Source organism: Chromobacterium sp. HL1 (assembly GCF_057418835.1).
This window is the reverse complement of the sequence record NZ_CP162399.1, coordinates 3,398,522-3,411,077: the sequence shown is the minus strand read 5'-3', so window position 1 is coordinate 3,411,077 and position 12,556 is coordinate 3,398,522. Positions and strand designations below refer to the sequence as shown.

6 protein-coding genes and 3 rRNA genes are annotated in these 12,556 nt (G+C 56.9%); 4 read left to right on the top strand and 5 right to left on the bottom strand.

From position 1 onward, the window contains the following. Positions 1 to 349 precede the first annotated feature (349 nt). The 4 genes from AB1Z25_RS15430 (at position 350) to AB1Z25_RS15415 (ending at position 7,779) form a co-directional block, all read left to right on the top strand. Positions 350 to 1,885 (top strand): 16S ribosomal RNA (locus tag AB1Z25_RS15430). Between the two features lie 304 nt (positions 1,886 to 2,189). Continuing rightward, positions 2,190 to 5,078: ribosomal RNA gene (locus AB1Z25_RS15425) — 23S ribosomal RNA — on the top strand. Positions 5,079 to 5,199: 121 nt separating this feature from the next. Further along, positions 5,200 to 5,314, top strand: a 5S ribosomal RNA gene (gene rrf / locus AB1Z25_RS15420). Together the 16S, 23S and 5S rRNA genes form the textbook arrangement of a ribosomal RNA operon. A 38-nt stretch (positions 5,315 to 5,352) precedes the next feature. Next, positions 5,353 to 7,779 carry an ATP-binding protein gene (locus AB1Z25_RS15415; RefSeq protein WP_486635616.1) on the top strand — a complete coding sequence of 809 codons (2,427 nt, stop codon included), beginning with the start codon at positions 5,353 to 5,355 and terminating at the stop codon, positions 7,777 to 7,779. Positions 7,780 to 7,784: 5 nt separating this feature from the next. Here the strand turns inward: AB1Z25_RS15415 and AB1Z25_RS15410 are convergent, their stop codons facing one another. The 5 genes from AB1Z25_RS15410 to AB1Z25_RS15390 form a co-directional block, all read right to left on the bottom strand. Next, positions 7,785 to 8,789, bottom strand: coding sequence for a GlxA family transcriptional regulator (locus AB1Z25_RS15410; RefSeq protein ID WP_107798587.1), 1,005 nt, complete (start codon positions 8,787 to 8,789; stop codon positions 7,785 to 7,787). 90 nt (positions 8,790 to 8,879) lie between these two features. Further along, on the bottom strand, positions 8,880 to 9,668 hold the full coding sequence (locus tag AB1Z25_RS15405; protein ID WP_486635615.1) for an ABC transporter ATP-binding protein: 789 nt from the start codon (positions 9,666 to 9,668) through the stop codon (positions 8,880 to 8,882). 27 nt (positions 9,669 to 9,695) lie between these two features. After that, complete coding sequence (locus tag AB1Z25_RS15400) at positions 9,696 to 10,427, bottom strand: ABC transporter permease (protein ID WP_107798589.1); 732 nt, start codon at positions 10,425 to 10,427, stop codon at positions 9,696 to 9,698. Further along, the gene (locus AB1Z25_RS15395; protein ID WP_107798590.1) at positions 10,424 to 11,113 is read right to left on the bottom strand and encodes an ABC transporter permease; all 690 of its coding nucleotides are present in this window, start codon (positions 11,111 to 11,113) and stop codon (positions 10,424 to 10,426) included. The genes AB1Z25_RS15400 and AB1Z25_RS15395 overlap by 4 nt, the downstream gene beginning before the upstream one ends. A 164-nt stretch (positions 11,114 to 11,277) precedes the next feature. Then, positions 11,278 to 12,042 (bottom strand): ABC transporter substrate-binding protein, encoded by a 765-nt coding sequence (locus AB1Z25_RS15390; RefSeq protein ID WP_048407703.1) that lies wholly within the window; start codon positions 12,040 to 12,042, stop codon positions 11,278 to 11,280. Positions 12,043 to 12,556 lie beyond the last annotated feature (514 nt).

Genomic DNA, 12,556 nt, shown 5'->3' with positions numbered 1-12,556 from the left:
GGCGTTTCGCCGGCCCGTTTTTCATGGTTCGGCGGGGCGGTTGAGGCGTGTCGGCAAATACCCTTTCCGGATATTGCTTGCCGCATCAAGGGTTTGCCCTGCGGGGCCCGCTTTTGTTGAGGTTTTTCTCGCAAAAGGTGTTGACGGGTTTAGGGGGCTGACGTATAGTTCGCCTCCTCAGCAGACAACGCAGCGACGGAAACGAAACGCAGCGACCTGCACTGATCTTTAACAGAACGAATAACCGATAGGTGTAAGTGCTCGGTCGATGACCAAACACTTGCACTGCAAGACGAGAAATGTCTCGATGTTTCTTTGATCTTGCGTGCCAGAAAATTTGCTTGGAATTGAACTGAAGAGTTTGATCCTGGCTCAGATTGAACGCTGGCGGCATGCTTTACACATGCAAGTCGAACGGTAACAGGGTGCTTGCACCGCTGACGAGTGGCGAACGGGTGAGTAATGCATCGGAATGTACCGTGTAATGGGGGATAGCTCGGCGAAAGCCGGATTAATACCGCATACGCCCTGAGGGGGAAAGTGGGGGACCGTAAGGCCTCACGTTATACGAGCAGCCGATGTCTGATTAGCTAGTTGGTGAGGTAAAGGCTCACCAAGGCGTCGATCAGTAGCGGGTCTGAGAGGATGATCCGCCACACTGGGACTGAGACACGGCCCAGACTCCTACGGGAGGCAGCAGTGGGGAATTTTGGACAATGGGCGCAAGCCTGATCCAGCCATGCCGCGTGTCTGAAGAAGGCCTTCGGGTTGTAAAGGACTTTTGTCCGGGAGCAAATCCTAGTGGTTAATAACCGCTGGGTCTGAGAGTACCGGAAGAATAAGCACCGGCTAACTACGTGCCAGCAGCCGCGGTAATACGTAGGGTGCAAGCGTTAATCGGAATTACTGGGCGTAAAGCGTGCGCAGGCGGTTGTGCAAGTCTGATGTGAAAGCCCCGGGCTTAACCTGGGAACGGCATTGGAGACTGCACGACTAGAGTGCGTCAGAGGGGGGTAGAATTCCGCGTGTAGCAGTGAAATGCGTAGAGATGCGGAGGAATACCGATGGCGAAGGCAGCCCCCTGGGATGACACTGACGCTCATGCACGAAAGCGTGGGGAGCAAACAGGATTAGATACCCTGGTAGTCCACGCCCTAAACGATGTCAACTAGCTGTTGGGGGTTTGAATCCTTGGTAGCGTAGCTAACGCGAGAAGTTGACCGCCTGGGGAGTACGGCCGCAAGGTTAAAACTCAAAGGAATTGACGGGGACCCGCACAAGCGGTGGATGATGTGGATTAATTCGATGCAACGCGAAAAACCTTACCTGGTCTTGACATGTAACGAACGCCGCAGAGATGTGGCGGTGCCCGAAAGGGAGCGTTAACACAGGTGCTGCATGGCTGTCGTCAGCTCGTGTCGTGAGATGTTGGGTTAAGTCCCGCAACGAGCGCAACCCTTGCCATTAGTTGCCATCATTAAGTTGGGCACTCTAATGGGACTGCCGGTGACAAACCGGAGGAAGGTGGGGATGACGTCAAGTCCTCATGGCCCTTATGACCAGGGCTTCACACGTCATACAATGGTCGGTACAGAGGGTCGCGAAGCCGCGAGGTGGAGCCAATCTCATAAAACCGATCGTAGTCCGGATCGCACTCTGCAACTCGAGTGCGTGAAGTCGGAATCGCTAGTAATCGCAGATCAGCATGCTGCGGTGAATACGTTCCCGGGTCTTGTACACACCGCCCGTCACACCATGGGAGTGAGTTTCACCAGAAGTGGGTAGGCTAACCGTAAGGAGGCCGCTTACCACGGTGGGATTCATGACTGGGGTGAAGTCGTAACAAGGTAGCCGTAGGGGAACCTGCGGCTGGATCACCTCCTTTCTAGAGAAGGTTGTTGATCGAGTACTTACAGCCTATCGGTTATTCGCGAGTTTGAGTCTCGCGATCAGAGTGCTTGGATGAGTACTGTGATCGCGTTGTTTGAACGCACTGATCTTTAACAAACTGAAGAAGCCGAATATATAAAGACGGCGAGAAGGAAACGTAGAGTTAACTCTTTACGTGGACGGATCGTCATCTTGGGTATTTGATTGTATCTAGGCTACGTCGCCATATCAAAAGGGGCGGTGTAGTCGTCGCACAAACACACTTGTTGTTTTGGTGATCTAGGTTACTGAAATGATAGGGTCAAGCGACTAAGTGCATCTGGTGGATGCCTTGGCGATCATAGGCGAAGAAGGACGTGTAAGCCTGCGAAAAGCGCGGGGGAGCTGGCAATAGAGCTTTGATCCCGCGATGTCCGAATGGGGAAACCCCTCCGCAAGGAGATCCCAGACTGAATCCATAGGTCTGAGGAGGCGAACGCAGCGAACTGAAACATCTAAGTAGCTGCAGGAAAAGAAATCAACCGAGATTCCGTTAGTAGTGGCGAGCGAACGCGGAAGAGCCTGTACGTGTTATGGATTGTGTTAGTGGAAGGTTCATGGAAAGGACCGCCATAGTGGGTGATAGCCCCGTACACGAAAACGCATTCCAAGGACTAGGCGTACGATAAGTAGGGCGGGACACGAGAAATCCTGTCTGAAGATGGGGGGACCATCCTCCAAGGCTAAATACTCATGATCGACCGATAGTGAACCAGTACCGTGAGGGAAAGGCGAAAAGAACCCCGGGAGGGGAGTGAAATAGAACCTGAAACCGGATGCATACAAACAGTGGGAGCGGACTTGTTCCGTGACTGCGTACCTTTTGTATAATGGGTCAGCGACTTACGTTCAGTAGCGAGCTTAACCGAATAGGGGAGGCGTAGGGAAACCGAGTCCGAATAGGGCGATTTAGTTGCTGGGCGTAGACCCGAAACCGAGTGATCTATCCATGGCCAGGATGAAGGTGCGGTAACACGCACTGGAGGTCCGAACCCACTAGTGTTGCAAAACTAGGGGATGAGCTGTGGATAGGGGTGAAAGGCTAAACAAACTCGGAGATAGCTGGTTCTCCCCGAAAACTATTTAGGTAGTGCCTCATGTATCACTTCCGGGGGTAAAGCACTGTTATGGCTAGGGGGTCATTGCGATTTACCAAACCATGGCAAACTCTGAATACCGGAAAGTGCGAGCATGGGAGACAGACGGTGGGTGCTAACGTCCATCGTCAAGAGGGAAACAACCCAGACCGCCAGCTAAGGTCCCAAATGATCAGTTAAGTGGTAAACGAGGTGGGAAGGCATAGACAGCCAGGATGTTGGCTTAGAAGCAGCCATCATTTAAAGAAAGCGTAATAGCTCACTGGTCGAGTCGTCCTGCGCGGAAGATGTAACGGGGCTCAAACTGATAACCGAAGCTGCGGATTTGCACGTAAGTGCAGATGGTAGGGGAGCGTTCTGTAGGTCTGTGAAGGTGTCTCGTAAGGGATGCTGGAGATATCAGAAGTGCGAATGCTGACATGAGTAGCGATAAAGCGGGTGAAAAGCCCGCTCGCCGAAAGCCCAAGGTTTCCTACGCAACGTTCATCGGCGTAGGGTGAGTCGGCCCCTAAGGCGAGGCTGAAAAGCGTAGTCGATGGGAAACGGGTTAAAATTCCCGTACTTTTATGCAGTGCGATGTGGGGACGGAGAAGGTTAGGTCATCAGACTGTTGGAATAGTCTGTTTAAGCCGGTAGGCTGGGGTGGTAGGCAAATCCGCCGCCCCTTAAGGCCGAGACGTGATGACGAGGGTCTACGGACCTGAAGTGACTGATACCACGCTTCCAGGAAAAGCCACTAAGCTTCAGCTGCATAAGAACCGTACCGCAAACCGACACAGGTGGGCAGGATGAGAATTCTAAGGCGCTTGAGAGAACTCAGGAGAAGGAACTCGGCAAATTGATACCGTAACTTCGGGAGAAGGTATGCCTCTTAGAGTGAATCCCCTGCGGGAGGAGCTTTGAGAGGTCGCAGAGAATCGGTGGCTGCGACTGTTTAACAAAAACACAGCACTGTGCCAACACGAAAGTGGACGTATACGGTGTGACGCCTGCCCGGTGCTGGAAGGTTAAGTGATGGGGTGCAAGCTCTTGATCGAAGCCCCAGTAAACGGCGGCCGTAACTATAACGGTCCTAAGGTAGCGAAATTCCTTGTCGGGTAAGTTCCGACCCGCACGAATGGCGTAACGATGGCCACACTGTCTCCTCCTGAGACTCAGCGAAGTTGAAGTGTTTGTGAAGATGCAATCTCCCCGCTGCTAGACGGAAAGACCCCGTGAACCTTTACTGTAGCTTTGCATTGGACTTTGAACAGACTTGTGTAGGATAGGTGGGAGGCTATGAAGTGGGAACGCTAGTTCTCATGGAGCCGTCCTTGAAATACCACCCTGGTGTGTTTGAGGTTCTAACCTTGGTCCGTGATCCGGATTGGGGACAGTGCATGGTAGGCAGTTTGACTGGGGCGGTCTCCTCCCAAAGTGTAACGGAGGAGTTCGAAGGTTACCTAGGTACGGTCGGAAATCGTGCTGATAGTGCAATGGCAAAAGGTAGCTTAACTGCGAGACCGACAAGTCGAGCAGGTGCGAAAGCAGGACATAGTGATCCGGTGGTTCTGAATGGAAGGGCCATCGCTCAACGGATAAAAGGTACTCCGGGGATAACAGGCTGATACCGCCCAAGAGTTCACATCGACGGCGGTGTTTGGCACCTCGATGTCGGCTCATCACATCCTGGGGCTGTAGCCGGTCCCAAGGGTATGGCTGTTCGCCATTTAAAGTGGTACGTGAGCTGGGTTCAAAACGTCGTGAGACAGTTTGGTCCCTATCTGCAGTGGGCGTTGGAAGTTTGACGGGGGCTGCTCCTAGTACGAGAGGACCGGAGTGGACGCACCTCTGGTGTACCGGTTGTGACGCCAGTCGCATTGCCGGGTAGCTAAGTGCGGAAGAGATAACCGCTGAAAGCATCTAAGCGGGAAACTCGCCTGAAGATGAGACTTCCCTGAGGGCTTGACCCTCCTGAAGAGTCGTTCGAGACCAGGACGTTGATAGGTCGGGTGTGGAAGCGCTGTGAGGCGTTAAGCTAACCGATACTAATTGCTCGTGAGGCTTGATCCTATCATTTGAGTGGCTTGGGAAACTGAGCGACGAGATAGTGTTGTGCGACACAATTGAATACCGAATATATGTGGGGTGGTGTAGACCATCCCAGGCTTCTTCAAGTTTGTACCAGTTTATGTCTGGTGGCCATAGCGAGGTGGTCCCACGCCTTCCCATCCCGAACAGGACCGTGAAACGCCTTAGCGCCGATGATAGTGTGGCATTCGCCATGTGAAAGTAGGACACCGCCAGACGCCCCATTGCAAAGCCCAGCTCACACGAGCTGGGCTTTATGCATTGTGCTGACCGCCAGACGGCGCGATCGAACTCTCCTTCCTGTCTTCCCCATTCTTTAGCTTTCTCCTTGATTATTAAGCCATTGTTCTTTTTGTGGCTGTATTTTCACTTATTTTTACTGAAATTTCGGCTAATTACTCAGCAGAACCTATTGGTTATGAATAGAATTCCAGCATCAAGATCGGGAATCGAGGCGGGAATTTTGAGAAATTTCAGGCGGGATGGTGTGCATTTATTTGTATTGGCCTGGGCTCTCTGCGCCTTGTTGGTGACGGTGCTGTGGGGGATGGGGGAGCTGCAGCGTTTGAGGGACGAGTTCGAATCAGTGGCGCAGCGGGCGCATGCAATGGTGGCGCGCAAGCTGGACCAAAATGAGTCGGTGCTGTCTTCCGTGGATGCGCTGATGGCGGCAAGCCGGCCATTTGAGGCATCTGAGCTGTCCACCTTTGCGCGCGAGCTATTGCCCCATTATCCGCAGCTTCATTCCTTTATCTTTTTTCAAAGCGTGCCCTTGGCGGAGAGGCCGCTCTTCTTGCGCCAGATGAGCGGCAAGTTTGGCGCGACCTTTTACATTCGCGATTTCGACGTGGCGGGCAATCGGGCATGGCGGCCGGCCGCCGTGCGTCCGCAGTCATTGGTGATTTCCATGCTGGAGCCGGATCGGCCGGAAGCCGGTCCGATGTTTGGCTACGATATTTTGGGCGATGCTTATTTCCGGCCGGCCTTGAGCAGGGCCTTGGAGACTGGGCAGCGAGTGGCCAGCGGCGCGTTCGAGTTGCACGAGGGCGGTGGACGCGCTTATTTCTTGTTCCAGCCCTTGTTCGAAGATAGGGAGAAGGCGCCGGGCAAATTGGTTGGCGTGGTGGGCCTGGTGGTGTTTTGCGATCGCCTATTGCAGGCGCCGGCTCTGGAGCGCTTGTTGCCTGGATTGGACTTGACCCTGTACCAGGACGGCGTCCTTGCGCCGGGCGCGCCCTTGTTTCAGCGCCTGCATACTTCGTCCGAGCGTGATTGGTGGCCGGTGTTGCGTAGGCTGGAGGCTCGGCTTCCGCTGTCCAGCGTGGCCCAGCCTTTTGTGCTGGGCGTGGCTCGGGATGTCAGAGTGACGGACTTGGCGTTGTTGCCTTGGCTGTGGCAGCAGTCTTTGTTGCTGGCTTTCTTCGTGTTCGCCGGCCTGGTTCACTTGCAAAGAATGGCTTTGCGGCATGAACGTCAGCAATCGGACGAGGCGATCTTTCTGCAGAGCGAACGGGCGTCCGTCACGCTGAGCGCGATTCATGACGGGGTGATCATTCTGCGCCAGGACCATGCGATCGAGCTGGCAAACCCGATGGCCTTGGAGTTGATGGGCATGGCGGCGGAGGAGGTGGTTGGCCGCGTCTGCCACGAGGTGTTCCACTTGCAGGCCGAGTTGGCCGCGGAGCTGGCGGAGGATCCGATCCGAGAGTGTTTCCGGACCGCGCAGCCGGTGGTATTGGCGGAGAGGATGCAGCTGACGTCGGCGCGAGGTCAGATTCGTTCGGTGGAGGGCGGGGTATCGCCGTTGTTCTCGCGGGAAGGGGGGCTGATCGGCGTGGTGTGCGCCTTGCGCGACCTGGGGCCTTTGCGGCAACGCACGGTGGCGGCGTTGGAGGCCAGCGAGAGCAAAGTCAAAGAGCATTTGGAGAAATTGTCCCATGTGGCCCGGTTGCATACGATGGGCGAAATGGCGTCCGGCATCGCGCATGAGCTGAATCAGCCTCTGACGGCGATCGCTAATTATTGCCAGGCCAGCATTCAGTTGCTGGAGGGGGTTGAGGAGGCGCCGGCCCAGGTGAACGCGGCGCTGCGTCTGGCGGTGGCGCAGGCAGAGAGGGCGGGGGAGATCATCAAGCGCTTGCGCGCCTTGGTCAGCAAGCGCGCGATCGAGACGCGGCTGATCGATTTGAACCAGGTGGTGGGCAATTGCATGTTCCTGGCCGAGTACGATCTGAAGGAGCGCGGCATCGAGGTGGTTCAGCTGTTGTCGGGTTATCCGGTGGCGGTGCTGGCCGACAGCATTCAGCTGGAGCAGGTGGTGCTGAATCTGCTGTCAAACGCGATGGACGCTTTGCGCGACGAGCCGATGATGAAGCGTCATGTGATCGTGCATACCCGGCGAGAAGGCAAGAAAGCGATTCTGGAGGTGCGGGACACCGGTCGCGGCATTACGCCGAGTTCATTGGAGGTGCTGTTCCATCCATTCTTTTCAACCAAGCCAAACGGAATGGGGCTGGGTTTGTCCATCTGCCAGACGATTGTGGAGCAGTACGGCGGCCTGATCTCGGCGGAAAACATCCCGGCCAGCGGCGCTTGCTTCCGGATCGAGTTGCCTTTGTCGCGCCAAGGCGAGCCGGAGCGTGCTCCGGTGCCCTCGCCTGACGGCTGCGGCGCCGGTGTTTGACGGTGCTAGCTCTTGGGGGCCGGAGCCGGCGATGCGGTCTGCGTGCGATGCGAGCGTTCTTCGCGCGGGGTGATGCCGAAATGGTTGCGGTAGGTGCTGGAGAAATGGGGGCCGCTGGAGAAGCCGCAGGCCAGACCGATCTGTACGATGGATTTGCTGGTTTGCTGCAATAGCTGGCGCGCTCGGCTCAGGCGCAACTCCAGATAGTATTTGGACGGCACCGTGCTCAGGTATTGTTTGAACAGCCGTTCCAGCTGGCGTCGGGAGACGCCGACATAGTAGGCGATGTCGTCGGTGCTCAGCGGCTCTTCGATATTGGCCTCCATCAGGCTGACCGCTTCCGTCAACTTGGGCTGGCTGCCGCCGATGCGGGTGGCCAGGGGGATGCGTTGGCGTTCATTGCCGGGACGGATGCGTTCCATGCTGAACAGTTCCGACAGCTGAGCGACAAATTCGTGGCCGTGCTGATTGCCAACCTGGGTCAGCATGAAATCAAAGGTGGCCGCTCCGCCTGCGCAGCTGAGGCGTTTGCCGTCGATTTCAAATAGATTGGACGAGGTGATGATGTCCGGAAACTCTTCGGTGAAACGGCTGATCTCGCGCCAGTGTATCGTTGCGCGCAGGCCGTTGAAGTGTCCGGTGCGGGCCAGCCAATAGCTGCCGCAGCCGATGCCGCCCAGTTGGATTTTATCCGGGCCGCAGGCGGTGAGCCCCTTGCTCAGGACGTCCAGGCTGAAGTCGGGATTGATGTCGTCGGCCAGGATCAGCAGGCAATCCAGCTTGGGGGCGCCGTCCAGCGGCAGATCCACCGCCAGCCGCGTGCCGTTGGAAAGCGGCACCGCTTGTCCGTCCAGGGAAAGCAGCAGGGTTTCGTAGAGTTTTTTCTCCGCCAGCCAATTGGCGTGCAGCAGAACCTCGGAGGCGATGGCGTAATCCGCCATCGAGGCATGGGGCAAGAGCAGGAAGCCGTAGCGCAGAGGCTTGGCGGGGTGGGACGGATGCTGACCCATTGGTTTTCGCGGCGAAGGGTGGAGATTACAAAAACACACCATGCCGGGCATGAGGCCGGCATGGTGTGCGACATTTTCCTATTGTACGATTTATTTCAGGCTGCCGGAGAGGAATTGTACCAATCGCTCGCTTTGCGGGCGGATCAGCACTTCCTTGGGGTGACCTTGCTCCTCTATCCGGCCCTGGTGCAGGAAGATGACGTGATTGGACACTTCGCGGGCGAAGCCCATCTCGTGGGTGACCACCACCATGGTGCGGCCTTCGCCGGCCAAGTCTTTCATCACGCGCAGCACTTCGCCGACCAGTTCCGGGTCCAGCGCCGAGGTGGGCTCGTCGAACAGCATCACTTCCGGTTCCATCGCCAGCGCGCGGGCGATGGCGACCCGCTGCTGCTGGCCGCCGGACATATGGGCCGGATACTTGTCTTCGACGCCGCGCAGGCCGACCTTGTCCAGGTATTTGCGGGCGCGGGCGCAGGCTTCGTCCCGGCTGAGCCCCAGCACGTGAATGGGCGCTTCGATGATGTTTTCCAGCACCGTCATGTGCGCCCATAGATTGAAGTGCTGGAACACCATGGCCAGCTTGGTGCGGATGCGCGCCAGCTGATTGGCGTCGGCGGCCTTGAGCGCGCCGGTCTTGCGGTCGGATACCAGCTTGAGTTCTTCGCCGGCGGCGAGAATGCGGCCGCTATTGGGCTGTTCCAGCATGTTGATGCAGCGCAGAAAGGTGCTTTTGCCTGAGCCGGAGGAGCCGATAATGCTGATGACGTCGCCGGCGTGAGCGGTCAGCGACACGCCCTTCAGCACTTCGTGCGAGCCGTAGCTCTTATGCAGATCGCTGACTTGCAGCTTCAGATTCTTGTCCGTGGGGGTGTGCATGATGGTGTTCCTGTATCGCTATCCGCATTAGTGCTTGCGTGGCGCCAAATAGGCCAGCCAGCGTTTTTCCGCCTGCTTCATCAACCAGACCAGCAGGAAGGTGAGCGCAAGGTAAATGGCGCCTGCGGTGAGGAAGGGCTCGAAAGCCATGTAACTGTCCGCGTAGATGCGGCGAGCCACGCCGGTAATGTCCGCCAGAGTGACCAGGCCGGCGATGGCGGTGCTTTGCAGCATCATGATGACTTCATTGCTGTAGGCGGGCAAAGCGCGGCGCAGCGCCGAGGGCAGCACAATGCGGCGCATCATCAGCCATTTGCTCATGCCCATGGCCTGGGCGGCTTCGATCTCGCCCCAGTGGGTGTTGCGGATCTGGCCGGCGATGATTTCGGTGGTGTAGGCCGCCGTGTTCAGGGTGAAGGCGAGGATGGCGCAGAAATAGGCTTCCTGCAGGTAGTGCCAGGCCCAGCTGTCGCGGATCCAGCCAAACTGGGCCAGACCGTAATAAATGATGAACAGCTGGACCAAGAGCGGCGTGCCGCGGAAGACATAGCCGTAAACGCGGACCGCGCCGGAGGCCAGCCGGTTTTTGGAGACTTGCATCAGCGCCATCGGGACGGCCATCGCCATGCCCAGAATAAGGGAGATGAACAGCAGTTCCAGCGTCATCACCAAGCCGTCGCGGCTGCTCATGACGGCGTTGCCGTCTCCGCCGCCGAAGAAGGCGGGTAGCTTGTCCAGAATCAGTTGGAAGTCGATCACAGTCCGCTCTCCTTGACGCCCAGCGAATAGCGTTTTTCCAGTTTGCCCAACAGCAGATTGGACACCCCGGTGATCGCCAGGAACAGCAGGCCCACGATCAGATAGACGGTGAAGGGTTCCTGGGTGGTGGATTTGGCCGCGTCGGCGCGATACATCACGTCGTTCAGGCCGATGACCGAAACCAGGGCGGTGGATTTGACCAGCACCAGCCAGTTATTGGAGAAACTGGGCAGGGCGAAGCGAATCATCTGCGGAACGGTGATGCGGAAGAACACGCGCAGCGGCGTCATGCCGTAGGCCATGCCGGCCTCCATCTGTCCTTTGGGCACCGCCATCATCGCGCCGCGGAAGGTTTCCGTCATATAAGCGCCGAAGATGAAGCCCAGGGTCAGCACGCCGGCGACGAAGGGATCGATATTGGGACTTTCCCAGCCCATGCGGCCGCAGAGGTCGTTGATCATCATCTGGACGCCGAAGAACAGCAGAAACATCCAGACCAAATCGGGCACGCCCCGGACCACGGTGGAATAGAGTTCCGCCAGCCAGACCAGCGGTTTGGAGTGAGCGGATTTGAATAGCGCGCCAATCAGGCCCAGCACGATGGACACGAGCAGTGCTGAGCCGGCCAGCTGCAATGTGAGCACTGCTCCTTGCAATATGCTGGGAAGGTAACCTTGCAAAAACATGGTGTTACTGCCTCATTCATCAGCCTTGCGCGCAAGGCCGGTCCTTGCTCGGCCGCTGGGGGAACGGCCGAACAAAAAAGTCCCGGCGAGGCGCGCGGTGCGGGCGGCAGCAAGCCGCCCAGCGCCTGGGGCGCTTGGCCGGGACGGATGCGGTTACGAGGGGTTTAGCCGCCGTAGACGTCGAAGCTGAAGTACTTGTCTTGGACTTTCTTGTAGCTGCCGTCCTTGCGCACCTGATCAATCGCCTTGTTCAGGCGTTCGGCCAGCGCCTTATTGCCTTTCTTGACGGCGATGCCCGCGCCCAGGCCGAAGTATTTGACGTCGGCGTAGTTCGGGCCGACAAAGGCGTAGCCCTTGCCGTTGGCGGTTTTCAGGAACTCTTGATCGCCGACTGCGCCATCGACGAAGACGGCGTCAACACGGCCGGACTTCAGGTCCAGGAAGGACTCGGGCGACTTGGCGTACGGCACGATGGTGGCGCCGGATTTGCCCCAGTAGTCCTTGGCGAACTTTTCCTGAGTGGAGGCGCGCAGCACGCCGATCTTCTTGCCCTTGAAGCTGTTCTGGTCAACGGCGGTGCCGGATTTGGCGACGATGCGGCTGGCGATGTTGTAGTACTTGCGGCTGAAGTCGACGGCTTTCTTGCGCTCCTCGGTGATTTGCATCGAGGACAGGATGGCGTCGAACTTGTTGGCGTTGAGGGCGGGAATCAGGCCGTCCCAGTCTTGCGGAACGATTTGACAGCTGACTTTCATGGCGGCGCAAAGGGCATTGGCCATGTCGATGTCGAAGCCTTGCGGCTTGCCATCGGCGCCTTGTTTGGAGAACGGCGGGTAGTTGAGGTCAACCCCAAAACGCAGAGTCTCTGCTTGGACGGAAAAACCGGACAGCAGAGCTGCCGCTGCGGAGGCGATCAGGACTTTTTTCATGGCGTGGATTTCTACTTCTCTATCGGGTGTTCGCGTCGTTGCGACGAACGCAAACCCAAGCTTGTAAACCCGGCGCTTGGAACGAGGCTGCTCACGGTGTCTCGCCCAAGCCGGAACCATTGTAGTTTTTTCTACTTTTGCCAGTAGTTGGCCGCAGCTTGCAACGGTTATCCGCCGTGCGCAAGATGGGGCCATTGTCTGGCAATCGGTGTGAGCAAGTGTTCGTATTTTAACCGATATTCTTGCTTCATGTGAAATGTGCGAAAAATCAATGACTTATATTTCTTTTTTGGACTTGTGTACAATGTGGGGCTGGGAGAGAAACTTGTAAGCCGCCGTCGCATTGCTATAAGGCTAAAAGTGGCGTTCGCCACGATTTATCCCTGCGGCATTCGATGGGGGCGAACAGGCTTTTCCATGAAAATGTACGTCCACGTCGCATTAAGGAAATCCCGGCATGAAGGGGGTATCTACAATGCCTCGACACACTCCGTGCACACAACAAGAGAAGCAA

Coding starts and splice junctions, on each gene's coding strand:
- AB1Z25_RS15415 (WP_486635616.1), top strand. CDS start 5,353: ATGCATTGTGCTGACCGCCAGACGGCGCGATCGAACTCTCCTTCCTGT.
- AB1Z25_RS15410 (WP_107798587.1), bottom strand. CDS start 8,789: ATGGGTCAGCATCCGTCCCACCCCGCCAAGCCTCTGCGCTACGGCTTC.
- AB1Z25_RS15405 (WP_486635615.1), bottom strand. CDS start 9,668: ATGCACACCCCCACGGACAAGAATCTGAAGCTGCAAGTCAGCGATCTG.
- AB1Z25_RS15395 (WP_107798590.1), bottom strand. CDS start 11,113: ATGTTTTTGCAAGGTTACCTTCCCAGCATATTGCAAGGAGCAGTGCTC.
- AB1Z25_RS15390 (WP_048407703.1), bottom strand. CDS start 12,042: ATGAAAAAAGTCCTGATCGCCTCCGCAGCGGCAGCTCTGCTGTCCGGT.